Below are 19,727 nucleotides of genomic sequence, written 5' to 3' on the forward strand. Positions count from 1 at the left end.
CAGTCACATCGCCCGAACAAGACGTAACCAGCCTGTCTAGTCACGCTCAAAAGCGGTTGAGATGGACGGCTGATGCGAGTCGAATGCCATCTCGGCGTCTGCTGTGGTCACAGCCCGATCGACTCGGGCCTGGACCCGCACGACCAGGCCGGCGTCCAGCGAGGAAGCCTTGGACCGCCGCATCCGCTCGGCCTGCCCGCGCCCGGCGCGCAGCTCCGCGATTCGGGAACGCAACATGAGCGAGCCGGATCCCTGGCCCGTCTGCTGGGACGTCAGCTCCCGGGAGACCCGTGTCATCGCCGCGACATCGTTCACCGGCAGATCGGGAATCGCCTCTGCCTGACCGGACTGGTCCAGGTAGTCCATCGCGGCCAGCAGCAGCCGTCGGCGATCCCTGGCCGTCTCGACGAAGGCCTGGTGTGCGCGCGGCCCCATTCGGACGTCGGTGACGAAGTCGTAGCCCAGGTGATGTAGATCCAAGCCCTTGACCTCGTCGAAGTCATAGGTCGTACCGACGACGACCTTGAAGTCCGTGCTGACCGCGTCCGTCTCCGTACTCGCCCGACCCTCGGCGCTCGACCCCACGCGCAGCACCAGGCCGGAGGAAGCGAGATCGGCCCGGAGGCCGTCCAACTTCTGGTCATAGGACTGCTTCATCGTCCGAATGCGCGCGTCCAGCACCGCCCGGCCGCGCTCGCCCTCGGTCAGGAGCCTGCCGCCGGGCTGATCGTAGATCGTCCGGCCCAGATTCTCGGCCTCCTCGGAGTCTTTCATCCGCTGCACAGAGGCATCCGCGCGCAGGGCCATGAGCGAGAGCAGCCGCCGGCCGTAAGCCGCCACGTCCTGCTGCTGCTCGTGCCATGCGCCCGCATCCCCGACGAAGGGTAGGAAGTGCCGGTACTTGCTCATCAGCCTCCAGTGGTAGCCCTCCTCGAAGCGATAGAAGTCGTAGAGCGGGCGCGAATCCTCGGCGGCCACACCGGCCCTATCGGCCTGTTCCCACTGGTGGGTGAGATCGCGATAGACCCCGACCTTCTCCCGGTGATGCCGTAGACGTGAGGCGTAGCTGCGCAGCCGGAAGCCGAAGGAGACCAGATCAGCTTCCGTGTTCTCGTGGTCCACCTGACGATCTGCAGCCAGCGCCGCCATCTGCTGGTAGTCCATCCCCATGACTTCGAGCATCGGCGTGCGCACTCGCAGTTCCGACTCCGGCATGGCCCGAAGCATCTGGTAGATGCCGTTGACGGCGCGCTCCGTGATCTGCGTACGTCCCCGCTCGACCAGCTTCTGCCATTCCTCCGTGCTCAGAGACTCCTTCGCGCGGCGCCCGTTGGCGTAGTCGACGATGCGCTCCATGGCCTCGGGCATCGGGGACCCAGCACGTTCGAGCTGCTCCTTCACGAGCTCGGTCACCAGCTGGTTCGCCTTGCGCATGCGAGCGTCGTTCGAGCCGGCGCGCCAAAGCGTTCGGTCCCCAGGCAGGCAGGCGAGCAGAAACTGCGGCAGAGACTCGGCACGGATTCGCTCGTGCGCCCACCGCTTGATGAAGGTGGTGACGTTGCGCCGCTCGTAGCCGACGGCGCTGGAGAGGTGAGCCACCGCCTGCTTCTGGTCGAGCCAGGTATCGACGCCGCGGCGGAGCCGGGACTTGTGCCGGTCCAGAAGCTTGCCGCGCTGCGTGCCGTTCTTCGTCACCTGGCCCCGGCCGCCGTCGACCATGGCCAGGTGGCAGTGCACGTGCTCGGTGTCGACCTGGATGACCCCCACGTACCGCAGGTCGTCGAAGCCGCTGGTGCCCGAGCCCATCCGCTCCAGGCCGTACATGATCGCCATGCGCAGCTTCATCTGATCGATGTGGCCGCGGTAGTCACCGCGGGCTTCGCAGCGGAAGTCATCGTCGATGATCTTTTGCTTCCGCAGGTACTCCTCGTCGAAAGACAGCACGGTCTTCAACACGGTGTGCCCAGCGTCGAAGTAGTGCTGGATGTCCTTGCCGGCCGCCTTGAGCTGTTCGTCCGAGAGTGAGACCGAGCCGTAGCCGAAGGCTACGCCGCCGTTGCCTTGGGCCTGGCGCATCTCGTGCTTCGTCGCACCCCGCGAGATGCCGACGCGCTCGACGGCGGACTCCCGGGCCGTGTAGCGCAGGATGAAGTCGTCGGTGCGCAGACGCTGGATCGGAGCCAGTGACTCCGTCGCCTGCGCGCGGGCCATGTACCGGGTGACGTAGTCGCCCGGCGTCGCGCCGCGCGATCCCTTGCCGCCGGGCAGCGGCACGGTGAACTCATTCACGATCACGATGTCCTGCTTCAGGCCCATCGTCGCTCTCCTTCCTGTCTCGCCACCGATGCACTACGGGCCCCGGCTGCTGTCAGCCGGCTCCCTGGGCCGCGCACGTCATGCCTGATCCGTCCTCAGGAGCCCAAGCTCTGCTCGTCGTCAACGCCGAAGTCCAGATCGGCCGCACGCTGGGCCACCTGGAGCTTGCGCTCGTCCAGGCTCGGGACGGGCTTGACCTCACGTCGGCGTGTCTCCTCCTCCTCCGCCTCCTCCTCCAGGTCGGGATCCAGGTTCAGGTCGCGCTGCGCCTCACGGGTCGGGACCGAGGAAGCGGACGGCACCTCCTGCTCTTCAGCCCTGTGCAGTGGTGTAGCCACGCGCTCCCGGTAGAGGTTCTCCGTGGTGCCCTCGGTGCTCGCACGCTCGGTCTTGTACTGCTCCCGTTCGGCGGCGATCTCCGCCTCGATCTGCCGCAAGCGTGCGTTCATGCCGTCAGCGACCGGCGCGGCCTCAGGCACGGGCGCTCCGACGACCTGCTTGACCTCGGTGTCCAGGCCCAGCTCGTCCTCGGTGAACAGCGGGTTGATCGCGTCCGAGCGCGACTTCAGCCCGCGTGCATCGACTACGGCCTCGGCCCGCGGGACGCCGTTCTTGGATTGGTCGGCGAAGTAGCCGGCGAGGTCATAGCCGCTGGACTCGAGATCGATCTCCAAGCCCCCGATGCCGTGGACCTGGGTGAAGACCACGGGCACATCGCCTTCGGTCTGCACCTCCGACGGAGCGAGGACAAGCATGTCCGCCGTGGCCGGCAGCTCCCACTCGATCCCGGTGACCTGCTCGGGCACGGTGAAGCCGGTCGTGAAGTATCCCTTGCCGGCCAGCACCACCAGCTGCTCGTCGTCGAACTCGTAGAAGGCGTCCACCTTCTCGCCCTGGCCGGGGGAGTAGGTCACCTGGGAGATACCGAACGGCAGGGCCTCGGCAGGGGTGACCGAGCGCAGCTCGCCCCTCATGTGCAGATACGGACGATAGTTCTCCTCCTCGCCCCGATGCTTGAGGTCGAGCGATTCGACCATGACGCCGAGCTCGGCGACCACCCCCTCCAGCCGGTACGTCTCCACTCCTCGTTCACGCAGGACACGGTGGGCCCATACGTCGTTCATCGTCAGTCCTGCGGTACGCATCACTTGCTCCTCTTGCGGTTGGTCCGGCTCTGGTTGGTGGTCCTGGTCGTGGACTTCGGTGTGACGTCGGCCCCGGTCGCCTCGCCCCGGGCGTCCTGGATCTTCGCGATCATCCGTGTTGCCCAGCGCCACATGCCGCGCATCACGACGATCTCGCCCGCGGCGAGCAGTACGACCAGGAAGAGGAGCGGCATCAGCCACATGGCGATGGTTCCATCCGCGCCGAGCGCACCCCGGGATGCGCCCGACTGCTGGTGCAGCCATGCGCCCAGCAGCGGGAGGATGACCATGGCCGTGATGAATGCCAGCAGGTAGTCGGCGAGAAGGACGACGGCCCGGAAGAACCCCGCCCACACCACGACAGAGAACCTACCGGCCTGATTCTTCGGAGCCAGGCGCCGCCATCCGGTGCGCAGCCTGTGCTCCTGCTCAGGCTTCGCCGTGGTCTTCCTCGCCGCCGCGGCCGTGCTCGTCGGGACGGTCGTCTCGGTCTTCTCCAGGGCCTGAGTCGACATGTTCGTGTCCTTACGTCTCGTAGAGGGAGGTCTTCTGGGGTGCGTGCCGAAACGGTGGGCGCTTCGCTCACCCGATCGGCTTGGGGGAGGACTGTTTCCTGCCGGCGCCGACGAGGGCGTCGCGGGTCTTGCCGGAGGCCCGATAGGCGTCCAGCGACGTCGCCGTGCCGTCCTGAGAGGTGGAGTAAGTGAGGACCACGAACTCGCTCTTGGCAGCGCTGCTCTGATCCGGTCCAACGCGGACCGGATCGAGACGGGCCACCCCCGTGTAGGAGTAGCTCAGGCCCTGCACCCGACTCACATGAACGTCCAGATCGGCAAGCGCGTACGTCGTCCCAGCGCCCTTCGTGGCTCCGGTCGCGTTCATCCACTCCGGCACGAACTCGGTCAGTACCCGGGACTCGTGGTCGAGGAAGCCGTAGCGCGCGTCGAGTAGCGCCTGCTGCTCCTTGACGGTCCGGCTCGACGCCGAGCTGTCCGTGAGGCCGAGCAGAAGGGACCGACCCGTCGTCTTGTCACGGTTCACCCGCTCGATGTCCACGCCCGGCAGCTGGGCCAGCAGCGCCGTGTGCTGTGCTGCGAGCTCGGTCTGGGCGGCGCTGAGGTTACCTTCGAGCTTCTGAACAACCGCGTTGTCCGGGATGTCCGACGCAGCCGAACCGTCGCTGAGCAGGCCGGCTCCGAGGGTGACCACCGAGAGCGCGAGCAGCGCCCCGGTGCCGCCGAGCAGGATCCTCCCGGCGTGCAGGCGCAACTTGTCCTTGATCTCCTCCTTCATGGTGCCTTCACCTTCTGCTCCAGAGCCTCGCCCGTGGCCGTCGTACCGGTCTGGATGTTCACGAACGCGTTGCGGACCAGGTCGTAGTCGGCGCGGGCCCAGGCCAGCACCGCCGGCTTCTCGCCCGCACCGGTCCGGGTCTCCATCGCCAGCCAGGTCACCGCGATGGTGCCGTCGTCGTTGACCAGGTAAGGCACCTGGCCGGCCCACTCGAAGCCGGAGTCGAAGCTCATTGGGATCCCGACGCCGGCTGGTACGTCCTTGTCGCCGGCGAGCAGATACCACGGGCCCAGGTCCCCCTGGTGTACAGAGGGGGCGAAGTAGGGGATGAGATTGCGTAGCGTCGACTGAGACGTCGCCGGGTCGAGCTTGCCGCCGTTCGCCGCCAGGTTGGGCGTCAGGTAGCGGTAGTCGTTCTGCAGCTTCGCGACCTGACCAGCCGCCGTCAGGGCCGCGGTCAGACCACGCTCGGCGTCGTCGGCCTTCGGTAGCGCCGCAGTCTTCGCCTCGGTGATCCTGATCTGCTCCTGCAGAGAGGACACCTCCGGTGCAGCCGTACCGCGCACCGCGCTCTGGCCGTCGGAGATTCCTGCGGAGAGTACGAAGCACAGCAGTGCGCCGACACCCATGCTCAGGCCGGCCGCAAGGGTGGGCTTGCGCAGCCTGCCCGCGGGCTCCATGCGCTCAGGAGTGTCCGCGCCCTCCTGCGAGGAGCCGGACGTCGCGACGAAGCGCGTCTTGCGTACCGCGGACCCGCTCGACTCGTCAGTCTGTGTCGATGCCATTACTCCTCAACTCGCCGTTCCACTCGAATATCAGTCTAACTCTATCAGTGAGGCGAGTCGAAAGGGGGCGTGAGTCATTTCGAATGGCGAGTCTCGCCGCTCGCCGGTACGCCGGAGAGGTTCGAGACCTTGCCCTGGGCGTCGACCGTGACGAAGAGCAGCGCGCGCCGGTACGCCGTGACACTGGCTTTGCTCGCCTTGTTCTGGGACGTCGCGTCGGAGGTGACCTCGACGTCGGCAAGGACGGCGTAGGTGTAGACGCCCGCCTTGGCGTCGATGACCTCTATGTCCGGATCCGCGCCGAGGGCCGAGTTCAGGCCAACCGTGTCGATGTAGTAGTAACGCCGCCCTTGGGAATCCTCGTTGAACCTCGACGGGGGCATGAACGACTTCAGGAACGTCTCGTTCTCGGTGAGGTCGAACCGCCTCTTCAGCCGCTCGCGCGCAGCCTCGTAGCTCTGCCCCGAGTCCCACGTGAAGACCATCGAGAGCAGCGACCTGATGCGCTCACCGTCGGTGCTCAGCCGACTCTGGCTGACACCCAGGGCCGCCATGACGTCCGCGTTCACCTGCTCGGCGCGACTCTTCCGGACTGCCGCCAGCTGTCCCTCGATATCGTTGATCTGGGCTTCCTGCTCAACCAGGGCCGCGTGCCGGCTGCTCCAGGTCACTCCGCCAACCGTCGCGACGACCGCGAGGACCGCTGCCGTCCCCAGGGCCGAGAGGTTGCGCCGGAAGAATCCCCGCCGCGCGGGTGCTGTCGTCTGCTCCGTCATCGCTTCCCGCCCTCCTCCTGTGTGCCCGTGCCGCTGAGTGCGGGTACTCCGGACCCGGCCGGCATCTTGACCGCCGGGTTCTCGTACCGAGCCCCAGCGGCGGTTACCACGAGGGCCAAGTGGTCGAAGGCCCCCGCCGTGCCATTGCGCACGTAACGCGCGCTCGCCCAGGCGAGCACCTCGCCGCTCGTCGTATCCCGGCACAGCCAGACGACCCTTGCCTGGTTCGTCGCGCCCGAGCCGCCCTTCACGCTCAGATCGGGCATCACCGTCTCGACCTTCCATGCGTACGTGCTCGGGGCAGCTGCTTTCTCGCCGTCGTAGCGGATGTACCAGGCGTGGCGCGGATCGATCTCGGTGGTCGCATCGAACGGCGTCAGCGACGAGGTGCTGTACGCCTCCTTGTCACTGACGAGGAAGGAGTCCTTGCGGAACAGTCGCGCCAGGTCCCGTCGGTGCTCGACGATTTCCAACGTGGCCTGGTTCGGAGCCCCGTTGTTGGGGCTGGGCTGGACACTGGCCTGGTGGTACAACGTGGCGAAGGTCTGCTCACCCGCCGCGACCTTGTTCGCGTCGGCGGCTGCCGCCTCGGCGAGCTGTGACAACTGCGCGCCGGCGTCCGCCTTCACGGGCGTGGACTGGGCATCGTCCAACTGTTCCTTGAGCTGGAAGATCCGGGCCTCGTTGTCCGCTGTGGTCGTCTTGAAGCTCTCGCCAGTCACGCCCGCGGCGATGACCAGGGCGAGGATCCCGGCACACATCACCGCGGTGACGCCGCGGCGGAGCAGGCGCGCGGTGTCCGCTGGGGCGCGGGCCTGGCCCTTCTCGCGCCGGCGCGTCATCCAGCCCGCGAAGCGCTCTTCGAGCTCGGCTCCGGTGACCTTCGTGTGCGCCTTCGATGCCGCGGGCTTCTCCTCGGACGTCGACTCGCTCTCCTGTTCCGATCCGGTGCTCTCGGACTCGTCAGGGGTTGTCGTCACGGAACGCTCCTCACTCCGCATTGTCCTCATAAACGACTCAAGCCTATATCAAAAGCCATTCATGGCCGAGTTTTGAATCCATTCAACAAGAGCGTCGAAGGTGGAACTGGCGCGCGGACCTGACTCGGACACGAAGAAGCCGGTGCCCGGATCGCCGAGCACCGGCTTCTTCCTCCCAGGTCAGATGCTGCGCATCAGGCCGTTTTGATCTTGTCGGAGGTGAGCATCGCATCCGACATGTCCACGAACTTCCAGCCCGCGGCAGCCATCCGCGCCGCGCTGTCGACGCGGACCCGGCCCATGTAGGCGCACCAGCCGGCCTCACCGACGATGACCTTGTCCCCCTGGACGCCGAGCACCACGAGCGTGTGGCCGACGGAAGTGGATCCCGGCCCGGACCCGACCGAGTAGGGGGCAGGGGTCGACTGCATCGCCTTGCCGGTCTCCCTCGCGATCGTGTAGGCAGTCTCCTTGCCATCACCGACCGGGTAGGCCTGGAACGTCGTGTACTTGTTCACGAAGTAGGTTGAGAAGCTCACGCAGTTCATCGCGTGGTTGTCGCCGCAGGAACCAGGGCCGCCGCCCGGACCGTATCGGTCGTCGAGGAACTTGTCGCCCTCCTTGTTGAAGAGGTCGACGAGGGCCTGGGCCTCCTCCTGCGTCATCCCGCCGTCCTTCAGCGAGACGGAACTGCCGTTCTTGGAGGTGCAGTTGCCCAGGATCGTGTCGATCCCGTTCGATATGTTCTCGATGATCCCGCCGATGATGTCCTCGACGCCGCCCACGATCGAGCTGTCGACCGACCAGCCGCTCATCTTGCCGAACCACATCTCGGCCTTGTCGCCGCGTGCGGCGACGCCGGCCGCGCCGTCGGCCGAGCGCTCCCAGTTCTCGTGGAAGTGCACCGCCGCCGCACGCGGCGAGCCCTGTGACTTCTTGAGCATGCCCTTGAAGACCGTGACATCGCCCGGGTTGTCACCACCGATCATGAAGGCCAACTGGGCCTTGATCGTGTACCAGTCGACGCCCTTGCTCTTCGCGTACTGGCGCAGCAACGTGTTGCGGCCGAACGTCCACTGCCCGAGACCGATGCCGTTGTCCGTGTTCTCTGCGGCGCTGGCCTTCACGGCGGTCATGGAATACGTCCCCGTCGGGAAGTTCTGCACGCTCGTCGGGTCGATCCCGGACTCCTGTGACCAGTTGCCGAGGATGCCCGCGATGTTCTCCTTCGGCATTCCCCAGCTGCTGAGTACCGAGTAGATCTCCTTGGCGTTCTTCTCCACGTTCGCCGGGACGGTGGCACCAGAACCGTCGCCGAAGCCACCTGCGTTGACGGCGCACGCCGCCCTGTTCGCGTTGATGCTGCCCTCGGTCAACGCCGTCGAGTTGAGTACACCGGTCAGGACCGTGCCCAGCAGGGCCACGGTGGCAGTCATCGCGACGGCACCCGACAGTGCTGCCGCTACAGGGGCCATCGTCGCAGTGACGGTGAAGCCCAGGACCGCGCCGGCCCCCTTGGCTATGAAGCTGCCGATCGCCATGAACGGCGCAGCGATCGCATGGCCAACCGCCTTGAGGATGTTGACAATGAGCATCCACAGCAGCTTCCCGGCGTTGACGGCCATCGCCATGGCTGCGAAGAACATGGACTTGAGCCAGTTCAGTAAGGCCATGGCCATGACCACGCCCATGGCCGGCGGAGCAGCAGACGCACCACCGCCGACGGCGACGCCCTTGGCCGCCTTCGAGCCCAGGCCCTCGTCGTCCTTCGTCGCACTGCGGTCGTAGCCCGTGCCGCCGACACCCAGCTCGCGCTGGTCGGCCGGCTTGGCGTCCGGGCTGCCGCCGGTGGCCTTGGACACGCCTTTGACCGTGTCCTGGGCACCCTCGACAGCGAGGTTCTTCGCTGCGCCAACGGCGGCTCCCGGAAGCCCGCCGGCCTGTGCGCCGGCCACGGCACCGGAGACAGCGGCTCCCGTGTAGCGCCCGACGTTACGACGGGTCGCGCTGCTGCCGTCTCCTTCGATCGCCTTCTGGGTCGCGTGTCCGGCCATGTTCCCGGCGACGCCGTTCATACCCTGCTTGATCGTCGCCCCGGCATTCGCGGCCCCGGCATTCGCGGCCCCGGCATTCGCGGCCCCGGCATTCGCGGCCCCGGAATTTGCGGCCCCGGAATTTGCGGCCCCGGCATTCGCGATTCCGGCATTCGGGGCGCCGGCTTTCGCGGTTCCGGCGTTCGGGGCGCCGGTATTCGCGGCCCCGGCTGTCTTGCCTGCGGTGTCCGGACTGTCCGGTATCTTCGACCCAGCCTCCGACATCTTCGGCGCAGTGTTCGCCGTGCCAGATGGGCCAGAAGGACCGGAAGAATCAGCTTCCCGCCCCGGGAACTGCTTGAGCACGGTGGCCTTGCCCTCAGGAGGCTTCTCGATGCCCTCCTTACGGGTGGGCGGCGCCGCCTTCATCCTGCTGTGCCGGTGCAGGGGCGCCGCCGAACCGAGGCTCTTGGTCCCGCGACCCTGCCGGGGTATCCCCTGACTCGCCGACGTGTCCGGCTGGTCCTTCGTCGTACCCTTCTTGGAGCTCCCATTCGGTTGGTCGGCGGCCATGCTGTTTTCCTTTCCGGCTCAATCCAGGTAGCAGGGTGCGACACTTCCTCGCCGCACTCAGTGGAGCGTGATGAGGAAGTCTTTGTCGTCGCGAATGGTGCTGTTGGACTGCACGTCCCGCAGACTCACGTCCAGCCGGAGTAGGTCGAGTGAGAGATCCGACTGGTACTTGGACTTGTTCATTGAGTAGTTCTGATACGCGTGTGAAAGGTTGTTCATGATGTTCATGAGCGGGCGCATCGTCACGTCAGAGGACTGGTAATCCTTGGTGAGACTGGTGCCATCCGAGAGAATCCACTGCATGTCCGAGATCTGCTGACTCGTCGGATCTGAGCCCTCGTCACGCTTCTTGGTGAAGAACTGGGCGTAGCTCTGTCCGGCTGGCGCCAGGGCATCGAGGTAGCCGTCGTAGACGTTGCCTGTACGCCAGTTGAGGTCGAAGCCGCCGGGGGCGACGCGCTTGGTCTGCAGCGCCAGCGTCGAGACACCGTCCTTCGCCTCGGCTGCGGAGACCCCCGTGATCTTGTCGGTGGCGATCGAGGCCGGAACGGTCGGCGGACGCAGGAACAACCCGTCGATCTTCGTCGTCTGCAGGTCGGACGTATAAGACCGAATCTGCGTCAGATTCGCGCGCATCTCGACGAGCTTCTGGTCCAGGGCGTTCCTGGCCTCGGTCTCCTTCTCCTTGAGTGCGACCCCGTAGTAGGCCTGCGCGGGATCGAAGGTCGGAGCGTTGAGCGCCGCGATTTTCCGAACCCCGGACGCACCGGGGTTGAAGAAGACCCGCCACTGGTCGTACTTGGAGAAGGTCTCGTCGCCGGCCAGCTTGCCGCTGCTCTGCTTCTGCTGCGCTCCGGGCGCGGTGAGTTCGGCATTCGCACGGACCGTCAGATTCAACACCTGACGGTCGAAGGGCCGGTCGGCCTTCAGGAGGACCCCGATGTAGCCGGTCGAGCCGAAGGCGTAGAGGGAGCCCTTGATCCCGCTGGTGCTGACCGGCTCGCTGTTGAGCGAGGTGTCCGATCCGAGCAGGAACGCCCTGTAGTCCGCGGCGTTGTACGAGATCTGAGCGGTCGGGCTGAAGTGCATCATCACGAGCACCTTGTTGCCGCTCTCGTTGGTGTAGACCCCGTCTACGGTGCCGTCGAGATTCGTCTTCGACGTTTTGAAGTCGCTGGTGTACAGCGCCGTCTGCGACAGCGAGTCACGTTCCGCCTGGTACGCCGAGACCCCTGAGGCGCTGATCGCGATCGCGCCCGTGACCGCGAAGATGCCGAAGAACACCCCAAAACGCTCGATCGCGTGGTGCGAGTCAAGCTTGAACTTCCTACTGAAGGCCAGCGCCTTGCCCTTGATCTCCATGTTCTGCCCTCTTTCGCGCCTGCACCGTGCTGCGAGCCCGGATATGGCGAACCGGGTCGGAAGAGGCCTTGCACCTCAACCGACCCGGTTCGCTCGATGCCTCTGTCACCGTTCGTGTGCGCAGTCTGTGACGGCCCCTTACCTGGAAGGGCCGCTCAGGAATCCGCTGACCTGGTCGACGGTCTGCACGATCACCGTGCCGCCGCCCAGATCCGTGATGGTCTGCTGGCCGCCGGAGCCGATCGTCTGGATCAGCGTCCACCCGCCGGTGCCCAAAGCTCCGCCGACGAGGATGAGGAGCGCGATCGTGCCCCAGCCCTGCTGTTGGCCGGCGGACTGCGGGTTGGCCATCAGCTTCTTGATCAAGAGCACGCCGCCCCAGACCAGGCCGACAACACCGAGCAGCATGAGCACAGAACCTCCCCAGAGCTGGACCTGGGACTTGGCGTTCTGCAGGAAGCTGGTCAGGTCCCAGGCGGCGCTCGGCAGGGGTGCCTGTGTGAGGACGGCTGCCTCGTAGGTCTTCGGCATACTTCTTTCCTCTCACCTTTCGATTCATTCAGTGGCGTGACATCGAGTCGCAAGACAACAAGCGCAGACTGCCTATGATGGCAGGTGGCGATAGGAGCTGAAGTGGTCGATGGCGTCCATCGACTCCCCTTGCCGACTCGTATACGTGTGCATCCGGAGTAGTAACCTACACCATTCGAATGGTGGGGCGTAGGGGTGCGCGAGAGTCTATCGATAGACCACTGAAAGAGGCTCGGAAATGAGGCGAATCGACGTCGCGGCGCGTGGTCGTGGAGGTGGCGCGTGGCCGCGGAGGCGCGGCGGAGGCCTGTGGAATCCGCAGTGCGGGATGTGTAAGGTGCTGCCCCAGCACTGCCCCGACGCCGGCCTGCTCGATTCCGAGGTGGGCCGCCCACACCTACCCCCGTCGATCGCGATCTTCACCAGGAAGTGTCAAACCGCCCATGAACCCACTGCCCGGTGACCTTTTCGCCCGCCGGCTTCGTCAAGAGCGCGAACGCCTCGGCATCAGCCAGGCAGAGCTGGCACGCCGTATGGCCGCACTGCTTGGCGCGAACGTTGACTCCACCGCCATCACGCGCATCGAGCAGCAGACCCGTGCGGTCAGGCTCGACGAGGCGGTCACCGCTGCCGAGGCTCTCGGGGTTCCGCTGATCACGCTGGTCAGCGACAACTACGCCCGGGAAAACGAGGCTGAGATCCAGAAGCAGCTCGCCGAACTCGCCATCGCCGAGCAGGAGCGGGAGAGGCTGCGGCAGAAGATCCACCGGATCACCCAGACCATCCAGCAACTCTCCGCCGAGCGGGAGGCCTTCCGCTCGCACGCGCTGAGCGTCAACCCTGAAACCGCCGGCGACCACGAGCTCGACCCGGAGACCCAGGCCTCTCTCGATGTCCGGATGCGTGATGTCCGAAACAAGCCGGCCGGAGAGGGTGCAGGCCTAGGCACATGACGCTGTTGCGGGCGGCCGGGTTGAACTTCCGGTTGCAGACGTTAACCGTCTCGGTTTCTGCCACCGGTTGGCCTGCATGATCTCCTCGGTGCTCGCGTCGTTCCGCCTTGTCTGGGTGACATGACCAGCCCGCAGACTGTGGAAGTCGTATGCCGACGGATCCCTCCCATGTGCCGGTGCGGCATCGCGTGCAGCGCGTCGCCGCTCACGCCGGTCGTGTGGATCCGTGCGTCCCTTCGAAATGGGGGGGCGTCGCCCGCAGCAAGAGTGGACGACCAAGGTCCACGCTGCTGATCAGCCCCGTGTGGCCGGCGGCGCCAAAGACGTGCGCGTCGAGTTGACACCCGTACGAATGCCGCAGGATCGTCCGCCGACGCGCATTGGCATTTTCTGTAGTAGAGGCCGCCGCCAGTGCGCCCCACCGGTGAACCGTGCACGGCGCGCAGGTCGATGGTGCAGGCTCGGACGGCGTGACAGCGGCGTCGAGAAGGGCATTGTCCTGGTTGGCCTTCGGCTGGCCACGGGCCCACGGATCCGTCGATCAGATGTAGCTCCAGGCCGTGCAGCCGCACGGCCGCAGTGTCCCAAATCGCCGACACTGTCGGGCGGTTCAGATAGGATCGTAGGTATGGGAATTGACTGGGAAAACATCCTCGACACAAGCGGGAACGGCCTCGACGAGGCATACGACAAGGCCGTCTCCTCGGCCATCTATAGCGAGACCCTGGAGGGCGACCATCGGCCACTCCCGGTCGGCGAAGAGTACGACGACACAGATGGCCTGCGCTGACCTGAGGGCGCACGCAGAAACTGCCCGATGAGCCGGGGTTTTTTGTTGGGCTTGGTCCGCGTCGACGGGCATTGGAGATGAGAGGCTTCTGCCCCGGAGTGAACCGGTGGTCAAGCGTGACATCGGCAACCTCGCCTCGCCGTGTCCGGATGAGCGCGGCACGGGTAGCGAGAAGTTGCGCTCGGACGGCCCGGCGTCCGTCGCCGGCTTCTTCGGCGGGGCGCTGACCTGGCCGGGGAAGTCGCGGGCCAGGCCGGCATAGCCGGAATCGACTTCGGCTTTTCACGTTCGGGTGCAGACGCAACTGCTCCTCGCGGCCCTCGGTGCGTACTGCAATGACATCGTGCATCCGACCTGGGCGGATCGCCCCGAGCCACAGCTCCCGACCCTGCTCGTCGCTGATCATCGTGACTTTCTCGGTGTTCTGCTTCATCTTGCCCGACACGAACGCCTTACGGCCCGGCCGCCCCGCCTTCGGGCGGCGTACCTGTACTTCGGTACCGTCGATCCGCAGCGTGATCCCTTCGGCCTGGGCATAGGCGAACAGGTCCGGAAGGGCCCTGAGCCCTGATCCCGGGCCGATCCGGCACCGCGAAGCCGCGAGCGGCCAGCAGCGGGCCTACCTCGCCGACCGCCCGGTCGATCGTGGAGGGCGAGACTCCGAACAGCGCCGCGAGCACCCTGTGCGACAGCGCCCAGCGCAACACCACCAAGGTCACCAGCACCCGGTCCACGAAGACCAGTTGGTGATCCGGCCCAGCCCCGGCCGCCCGCAATCGGCCATGGCCACGCCGTTTGGTCAGCTCAGACTCTCGGGCTGCGGTCCACGACCCGGCCAACTCGGTGATCAGTGCACCCAGGTGTTCCTTCGAGATCCCGTACAGGGCAGACTCAGAACAGGCCGCGCGGGCCCAACTTGACTTCACACCCCAGATGATCCCGCGCGGCTTTTTGCCTCGGACACCAGGGCGGCTGCCGGAGCCTGACCACCGACGCCCCGACCATTCAGGCCCGGGCCGGTGCGCCCATTCCTGGTCGAGGATGCTGAAGACTTCGGAGTCACGCCAGCCGTCCCGGATCAGCGCGGTATGCCGGTGTCGACCCTCGTGGGTCATGCCGAGCTTGCCCAGCACCCGGGCCGATGCGACGTTGCGAGGATCGCAGGTCGCATAGATCCGGTGCAGTGCCCTCAGCCCAAACCCTCTGCCGGGAAGTTCCCCGCCGATGGCTGTGCCCACGCCTCGACCCCACACCCGAGGATGTACGAGATAGGAGATCTCGCCCTGACGGTGGGCCAGGCTACGAACCTTCAGCTCGCCGATACCGACGAGTTCACCGTCGAGGCAGGCCGCATACACGAATCTTGCCTGCGGAGACTGCAACCGGGCATCCACCGCGCCTTGGACGAAGTCCCGCGTCTGTTCCTCAGTGTTCGGCCCCACGCCTGGTAGCGGCAAGCCTCCGGCAGGCCGGCGAAGGCATGTACAGCGTGGAAGTCACTGACAACGAGCTCGCGCACAGTCACCGAGGTATTGATCACGAGCCGATCCTGTCAGGCCAGAATCGCCGAATACCAGCACTCAAGTCGCGGGCTCCTACGCGATCAAGATCGCGTCATTATCGTGCGGCTACTCGTAAGCCTGCGCGCGCTGACCGACGGGGCGACGTCGACCGGAGGAGCCTGGATCGGCAGCTGGGCGGCACGCACCCGAGCCCTGGTTCGTACCCCTGAGTCCTTTGGCTACGAGGACTGGTGCGACTCGCGGGGTCTGGCCAGCACGCCAACGTGGTCAACTCGGCGCCGACATCACCAGTTCGACTTCAGTAGGACCCGCCCAGTCGGCGGGGTGCTCGTGCGTTACGCCGCCTTGACCATGTCGGCCCGGGTGGCTTTCTCCCACTCAACCAGGAGTCGTTGGTACTCCGCCGCGCGCCGGAGTGTGTTGGGCTCCTCCATGAGTCGTCGGATCGCCGTGTTGATCCGCGCAGCAGCAGGGCGCAGTCGACCGTGAGGCCTGGCGGGTGAGGGCATGGATGAATCGTACGGGCCCGCACCGACAATGGCCGCTGAGCTCCGCCCTCGATGGCGTAACTCGGCCGACTCCTCGGCGGCGTGGTCCCGGCGAGGGCGCGGACGGGCAGACGAGGCCCGCCGCTACGCCCCCGCGGAGGGCTCAATGCGGGATGCTGTCGATCAACTCGCGCCCGCCCTGACGAAGAAGGGCGGCGAACTCGTCCTCACAGAGACGGCGCGGAGCGTGGGGTGCGAGTTCCAGGCCAAGCAGTTCGAGCGGGCCGGCTACACGGTGACCTTCCCGTGGCCTCCCCAGGGCACTCGGGAGCGGGCCGTCATGATCGTGTCCCGCCTCACCACGAGCCCGCTCCGGCTAGCCGTTGGACCACCTTCCGCACCGGGTGGCCACCGTGACCGTGGAGACCGCCACGGGGCCCCTGGAGGCCCTCGGGGTGTACGTGCCGTCCCGCGAGCAGACGGAGGCGAAGGCCACCAGGAAGCACATGTTCCTGGAGGGCCTGGCCGCCGCGCTCCCCAGCGGGGAGGCGGCCACCGCCTGGTCCTCGGGGACTTCAACATTCTGGAGCCGGAGCACGTCCCGAAGTACCGCACGTTCCAGGTGTGAGAGTACGCGTTCCCTACCGGGCCCGCCGCGGCCGGCTACCGGGACGTCTTCCGTCTCCTGGCCCCTGACGCCCTGGAGTATTCCTGGGTGGGGCGCGCCGGCGACGGCTACCGCTGCGACCACGCCTGCGTCTCCCGGCCCCTCGCACGCCACGTAGAGGACTGCCCGGTACGTGTATGAGCCGCGCACCAGCGAGGACCGGCTCACAGACCAGTCCACACTGACGGTCTCCCTGGCAATCCACACCACGGCGCCGCTGAGAGTGACCGACCTGGCCGCCGCGGACGTCACGGCGTCGGCGCTGTTCCAACCCGAGAAAGATTGGCATGAAGGTTGAGACCTGGGAGCACGTGACGCGGCTGCGGAAGTGGCTCGACACGAACGCGGCCCCGACGTTGGCGGAGGACGCCTGGCTCCTGCGCATGCTCAAGATTTCCGAGGAGCTGGGGGAGGTCGCGGAGGCCCTTCACGGGACGCTTGGCGTCAACCCGCGCGAGGGTGCGTCCCACGACTGGGGAGACCTCGCGTAGGAACTCGCGGACGTCATCGTGACGGCCATGGTCGCCCTGGACACCGTGAGCGGGGACGGCGCGGCGGTGGTGGAGCACCAGCTCCAGGGCCGCGCGCCGGATGAGATCACGGCGGCCGGGGACATCCGGCTCCTCCAGGTCCTCGCGATCAACGGGGACATGGGGGAAGGCGCCATCGCCGAATACGGGGCGCTGGGCACGGGGTCCGCACGGTGAGGCCGTCGAGGTGACGCACACGTGGGAGGACGTGGAAGCGCGCCTCGGCCGGCTCGTCCGCAAGGCCGCCGCCGCGCTGGACGACCTCACCGGCGATGCCCGGGACAGGGCGGATGAGCGGCTGCGTTTCCTCGTGACGAGGGTCGCGACGTAGGCCGGACATGGACCTCAGCTGACCCGCTCCACCCTCTGTACGGAAGGGCCCGCACGGCTTGCCGTGCGGGCCCTTCCGTGTCATCACTTGCTTTGCGGACGCACACGCCTTGGGGGCGTCCCGCCTCCCGAGTGGGAGACGGGTGGGAGATGATCATGGCAAACGGATGCAGTCAAACACTAGAAAGTGCTAGATGGCGCACGAATGTGCACTGCATCAGCCGGCCGACGCGGCGGCGTGGGGGCTGAGCACGCCCATCGCGATCAGTACGAACAGCGCGATGCCGAGCAGGATCCGGTAGACCACGAAGGGCATGAAGCTCTTGCTGGAGATGAACTTCATGAACCAGGCGATCACGACGTAGCCCACCACGAAGGCGATGACCGTCGCGAAGATCGTCGGGCCCCAGGAGACGGGCCCCTCGCCCAGCTTCTTCAGCTCCATGCCGCCCGAGGCCAGTACGGCCGGAATGGCGAGGAGGAAGGAGTAGCGGGCCGCCGCCTCGCGGGTGAAGCCCATCAGCAGACCGCCGGAGATCGTCGCACCGGACCGGGAAACGCCCGGGACCAGGGCCATCGCCTGGCACAGGCCGAAGATCAGACCGTCCTTGACGCCCAGCTCCTTGAGCGTCTTGCGCTCGCGCATCGCCCGGTGCCGGCCGCCCTCCTCGTCGCGGGCCGCGAGCCGGTCGGCGATGCCGAGCACGATGCCCATCACGATGAGGGTGGTGGCGGTCAGCCGCAGATCACGGAACGGGCCCTCGATCAGGTCCTTGAGCGTGATGCCCAGGACACCGATCGGGATCGAGCCGACGATGACCAGCCAGCCCATCTTGGCGTCCTGCTCCGAGCGCAGCGCCTTGTTGAACAGCGAGCGGAACCAGGTGGAGATGATCCGCGCGATGTCCTTGCGGAAGTAGATCAGCACGGCGGCCTCGGTGCCGATCTGTGTGATCGCGGTGAAGGCCGCGCCAGGGTCCTGCCAGCCGGCGAATGCCGCGGTCAGCCGGAGGTGGGCGCTGGAGGAGATCGGGAGGAACTCCGTAAGCCCCTGGACGAGACCGAGGACTAGGGATTCGAACCAGCTCATGTCGGGGTGCGCTCGTCCTTGTGATCGTCGGGCAGTTCGGGTCCGATGCTAGGGCCCGTGGGGAGCGGCGCCGACCGCAGGGGGGTGCTGGGGCGCGGGATCGCAGGTTTCGCACGCCGGTACGGGCGCCAGCCGGTGCCGCTTTCGCCATCCGACGATTGCGGCCGCCACCGTCGAGACGGCGATGAAGCCGAAGGAGGCGAGGAAGGCGGGAGAGTCCGGCGAGGAGGCGCTCGCGCCCGCGACCACGTACGCGGCGGTGTTCGGGACGACGCCGATCGCCGTCGCGAGGAGGAAGGGGACCCAGCCGCAGCGCGACACGGCGGCACAGTAGTTGGCGACCGCGAACGGCAGGCCCGGGAAGATCCGCACCGCCAGCATCGAGCGGAAACCGTGCCGGGCGAGCTGGTCGTCGGCCGCCTGCAGCCAGCGCCCGCGCAGCAGCGGCCGCACCGCGTCCCGGCCCATCATTCGGCCCAGCCCGAAGGAGATCCCGGCGCCGATGACCGAGCCGCAGACCGCCGCGACCAGCCCGAACGGGATGCCGAAGACGGCACCCGCCGCCAGGTTGAGCAGCGGGCGCGGCGCCAGGGCCGCCGTGGCCACCCCGTACGCGGCCGCGAACAGCAGGACCGCCGAACCCACCGGCAGACCCGGGGGCCAGCCCTCCGACAGGATGCGCTGGGGCTCGTACAGCACGACGCACACGCCGGCCGCCACGAGCAGCACGACGAGCAGCGACAGCCGGGTCCACGGCGCGAGGAGGAGGGACATCCGGGGAGACTAGCCGACCAATGCGGCGTCGCGCCGTAATCCGGGCCTCATGCGGCCGAACGACCAGCGACCCCCGAAGGTCTGGCGCAGCGCCCTCACGGACACCCTCCTCGACCGCCTCACCACGACGTACGGCGCGGCCGCCGACCCGGCGCAGGCCCGGTCCACGGCCGCGTACATGAAGGACGTCGCACCCTTCCTCGGCATCCGTACCCCGCTGCGCCGCGAGCTGTCGAAAGCCGTGACCGCGCAGACCCCGAAGCCCGCGGAGGCCGACGTGGCCGCGCTCGTGCTGCGGTGCCGGTAGCTCCCGGAGCGCGAGTACCACTACTTCGCGGTCGACCGTCTGCGCCGCCACGTCCGGGTGTGCTCTTCCGGATTCCTGCCGGTGGCCCGGCAGTTGATCGTCACCGTCCCGTGGTGGGACATCGTCGACCACCTCGCGGCCCACGCGGTCGGCCCGCTCGTGGCCGCCGACCCGGCGCTCACGGCCGTGACGGCCGAGTGGATCGGGGACGAGGACCTCTGGCTCGCCCGCACGGCCCTCCTCCACCAGTTGGGCTACACGTCCCGGACGGACGCCGAGCGCCTCTTCGCCTCCTGCCGCCGCCAGTGCGGCCACCCGGACTTCTTCATCCGCAAGGCCATCGGCTGGGCGCTGCGCGAGTACGCGAAGACGGACCCGGAGGCGGTCCGTGCCTTCGTCGCGGCGCAGCGGGACCGGCTTTCCCCGCTGTCTGTGCGCGAGGCGCTCAAGAACCTCTGAGGGCTGTCCCGTAGCCGCACGG

20 protein-coding genes and 2 pseudogenes are annotated in these 19,727 nt (G+C 67.1%); 7 read left to right on the plus strand and 15 right to left on the minus strand.

The features are described 5' to 3' along the window. Positions 1-36: 36 nt before the first annotated feature. The 10 genes from mobL to AB0I68_RS16920 all read right to left on the minus strand — a co-directional run bounded on the left by mobL (position 37) and on the right by AB0I68_RS16920 (position 11,794). Entirely contained in the window at positions 37-2,316 is a 2,280-nt protein-coding gene (gene mobL, locus AB0I68_RS16875) for a relaxase MobL (protein ID WP_363178059.1), read from the minus strand. A 95-nt stretch (positions 2,317-2,411) separates the two neighbouring features. After that, entirely contained in the window at positions 2,412-3,461 is a 1,050-nt protein-coding gene (locus AB0I68_RS16880; RefSeq protein ID WP_363178060.1) for a hypothetical protein, read from the minus strand. Then, entirely contained in the window at positions 3,461-3,976 is a 516-nt protein-coding gene (locus tag AB0I68_RS16885; RefSeq protein WP_363178061.1) for a hypothetical protein, read from the minus strand. Before AB0I68_RS16885 ends, AB0I68_RS16880 begins: the two co-directional genes overlap by 1 nt. Before the next feature lie 67 nt (positions 3,977-4,043). Further along, positions 4,044-4,754: a hypothetical protein gene (locus AB0I68_RS16890; protein WP_363178062.1), complete on the minus strand. Its 711-nt coding sequence runs from the start codon at positions 4,752-4,754 to the stop codon at positions 4,044-4,046. Next, on the minus strand, positions 4,751-5,539 hold the full coding sequence (locus tag AB0I68_RS16895) for a hypothetical protein (protein ID WP_363178063.1): 789 nt from the start codon (positions 5,537-5,539) through the stop codon (positions 4,751-4,753). Before AB0I68_RS16895 ends, AB0I68_RS16890 begins: the two co-directional genes overlap by 4 nt. A 74-nt stretch (positions 5,540-5,613) precedes the next feature. Next, entirely contained in the window at positions 5,614-6,315 is a 702-nt protein-coding gene (locus AB0I68_RS16900; protein WP_363178064.1) for a hypothetical protein, read from the minus strand. Further along, entirely contained in the window at positions 6,312-7,295 is a 984-nt protein-coding gene (locus AB0I68_RS16905) for a hypothetical protein (RefSeq protein ID WP_363178065.1), read from the minus strand. The genes AB0I68_RS16900 and AB0I68_RS16905 overlap by 4 nt, the downstream gene beginning before the upstream one ends. 194 nt (positions 7,296-7,489) lie before the next feature. After that, complete coding sequence (locus tag AB0I68_RS16910) at positions 7,490-9,757, minus strand: phage tail tip lysozyme (RefSeq protein ID WP_363178066.1); 2,268 nt, start codon at positions 9,755-9,757, stop codon at positions 7,490-7,492. 201 nt (positions 9,758-9,958) lie between these two features. Further along, positions 9,959-11,263, minus strand: coding sequence for a hypothetical protein (locus AB0I68_RS16915; protein ID WP_363178067.1), 1,305 nt, complete (start codon positions 11,261-11,263; stop codon positions 9,959-9,961). 138 nt (positions 11,264-11,401) lie between these two features. Continuing rightward, positions 11,402-11,794, minus strand: a complete 393-nt coding sequence (locus tag AB0I68_RS16920) for a hypothetical protein (protein WP_363178068.1) — start codon at positions 11,792-11,794, stop codon at positions 11,402-11,404. 443 nt (positions 11,795-12,237) lie between these two features. Between AB0I68_RS16920 and AB0I68_RS16925 the strand changes: the two genes are divergently transcribed. Both AB0I68_RS16925 and AB0I68_RS16930 read left to right on the plus strand, forming a co-directional pair. Continuing rightward, positions 12,238-12,747, plus strand: coding sequence for a helix-turn-helix transcriptional regulator (locus AB0I68_RS16925; RefSeq protein ID WP_363178069.1), 510 nt, complete (start codon positions 12,238-12,240; stop codon positions 12,745-12,747). Between the two features lie 628 nt (positions 12,748-13,375). Then, positions 13,376-13,537 (plus strand): hypothetical protein, encoded by a 162-nt coding sequence (locus tag AB0I68_RS16930; protein WP_363178070.1) that lies wholly within the window; start codon positions 13,376-13,378, stop codon positions 13,535-13,537. Positions 13,538-13,895: 358 nt separating this feature from the next. On the opposite strand, the pseudogene AB0I68_RS16935 reads toward AB0I68_RS16930, so the two are convergent. The 3 genes and pseudogenes from AB0I68_RS16935 to AB0I68_RS16945 all read right to left on the minus strand — a co-directional run. Beyond that, a pseudogene (locus AB0I68_RS16935) lies at positions 13,896-14,057 on the minus strand (IS5/IS1182 family transposase); the annotation flags it as partial. Further along, positions 13,990-14,979: a GNAT family N-acetyltransferase gene (locus AB0I68_RS16940; RefSeq protein ID WP_363178071.1), complete on the minus strand. Its 990-nt coding sequence runs from the start codon at positions 14,977-14,979 to the stop codon at positions 13,990-13,992. The pseudogene AB0I68_RS16935 and the gene AB0I68_RS16940, both read right to left, overlap by 68 nt. 945 nt (positions 14,980-15,924) lie before the next feature. Continuing rightward, on the minus strand, positions 15,925-16,146 hold the full coding sequence (locus tag AB0I68_RS16945; RefSeq protein WP_363178072.1) for a hypothetical protein: 222 nt from the start codon (positions 16,144-16,146) through the stop codon (positions 15,925-15,927). Between the two features lie 202 nt (positions 16,147-16,348). Here AB0I68_RS16945 and AB0I68_RS16950 point away from each other — a divergent pair, with 202 nt between their 5' ends. Genes AB0I68_RS16950 through AB0I68_RS16965 form a run of 4 tightly spaced genes read left to right on the plus strand, consistent with a single transcriptional unit; the run spans position 16,349 to position 17,076 of the window. Then, complete coding sequence (locus tag AB0I68_RS16950; protein ID WP_363178073.1) at positions 16,349-16,513, plus strand: hypothetical protein; 165 nt, start codon at positions 16,349-16,351, stop codon at positions 16,511-16,513. Then, complete coding sequence (locus AB0I68_RS16955) at positions 16,503-16,706, plus strand: MazG-like family protein (RefSeq protein WP_363178074.1); 204 nt, start codon at positions 16,503-16,505, stop codon at positions 16,704-16,706. The genes AB0I68_RS16950 and AB0I68_RS16955 overlap by 11 nt, the downstream gene beginning before the upstream one ends. 18 nt (positions 16,707-16,724) lie before the next feature. Then, positions 16,725-16,922, plus strand: coding sequence for a hypothetical protein (locus tag AB0I68_RS16960; RefSeq protein WP_363178075.1), 198 nt, complete (start codon positions 16,725-16,727; stop codon positions 16,920-16,922). Positions 16,923-16,932: 10 nt separating this feature from the next. Then, positions 16,933-17,076 carry a hypothetical protein gene (locus AB0I68_RS16965; protein WP_363178076.1) on the plus strand — a complete coding sequence of 48 codons (144 nt, stop codon included), beginning with the start codon at positions 16,933-16,935 and terminating at the stop codon, positions 17,074-17,076. Positions 17,077-17,292: 216 nt separating this feature from the next. On the opposite strand, the gene AB0I68_RS16970 is transcribed toward AB0I68_RS16965, so the two are convergent. Both AB0I68_RS16970 and AB0I68_RS16975 read right to left on the minus strand, forming a co-directional pair. Next, positions 17,293-18,165 carry an undecaprenyl-diphosphate phosphatase gene (locus AB0I68_RS16970; protein WP_363178077.1) on the minus strand — a complete coding sequence of 291 codons (873 nt, stop codon included), beginning with the start codon at positions 18,163-18,165 and terminating at the stop codon, positions 17,293-17,295. Between the two features lie 48 nt (positions 18,166-18,213). Then, the gene (locus tag AB0I68_RS16975; RefSeq protein ID WP_363178078.1) at positions 18,214-18,939 is read right to left on the minus strand and encodes a VTT domain-containing protein; all 726 of its coding nucleotides are present in this window, start codon (positions 18,937-18,939) and stop codon (positions 18,214-18,216) included. A 49-nt stretch (positions 18,940-18,988) separates the two neighbouring features. On the opposite strand from AB0I68_RS16975, the pseudogene AB0I68_RS16980 reads away from it, so the two are divergent. Continuing rightward, a pseudogene (locus AB0I68_RS16980) lies at positions 18,989-19,705 on the plus strand (DNA alkylation repair protein). The last annotated feature ends 22 nt before the right edge of the window (positions 19,706-19,727 follow it).

The organism is Streptomyces sp. NPDC050448 (assembly GCF_040655295.1).
Taxonomy (GTDB): domain Bacteria; phylum Actinomycetota; class Actinomycetes; order Streptomycetales; family Streptomycetaceae; genus Streptomyces.